This is a genomic window from Desulfofundulus thermobenzoicus, from assembly GCF_009428905.1.
Taxonomy (GTDB): Bacteria; Bacillota; Desulfotomaculia; order Desulfotomaculales; family Desulfovirgulaceae; genus Desulfofundulus_A; species Desulfofundulus_A thermobenzoicus.
In genome coordinates, this window is the sequence record NZ_WHYR01000242.1 from 1 (window position 1) to 404 (window position 404).

General features: G+C 42.3%; 1 protein-coding gene and 1 pseudogene. Both read right to left on the reverse strand.

Annotated elements, in window-relative coordinates:
* Positions 1 to 222: pseudogene (gene thrR, locus GFC01_RS18455) on the reverse strand (transcriptional regulator ThrR); the annotation flags it as partial.
* A 55-nt stretch (positions 223 to 277) separates the two neighbouring features.
* Positions 278 to 404, reverse strand: a 127-nt coding sequence (gene cgtA / locus GFC01_RS18460; protein ID WP_152948529.1) for an Obg family GTPase CgtA, incomplete at its 5' end; no start/stop codon positions are given.

The window sequence follows — 404 nt, forward strand, 5'->3', positions numbered from 1 at the left end:
GTGGAAAAACAATGTGATGATCTGCTCTTTCACCATTGTATAAAATGGAAAAACAGCATCTCGGTATTTATAAAAAGCACTGCGGCTTAAATCCGCTTTTTGAACAGCATCGGCAACTGAATCCGCTTTTTTGCGATCGAGAAGCTTTTTGACTTCAAGCGTTTTTCGCATCGCATCTGGAAGTACATCCTCTCTTACTAAATAGAACGTTTCTTCTTTCACCTGTTTTCTCCCCTTTTAAAAACGGGAGAGCCCATGGTCTGGACCCTCCTTTTGATCAATCAATAAATTCGAATTCAAATTCAAGCAGACGAATGATGTCGCCATCTTTTGCTCCGCGCTCACGCAAGGCATCATCGACACCCATTCCGCGCAGCTGTCTAGAGAATCGTTTAACAGATTCA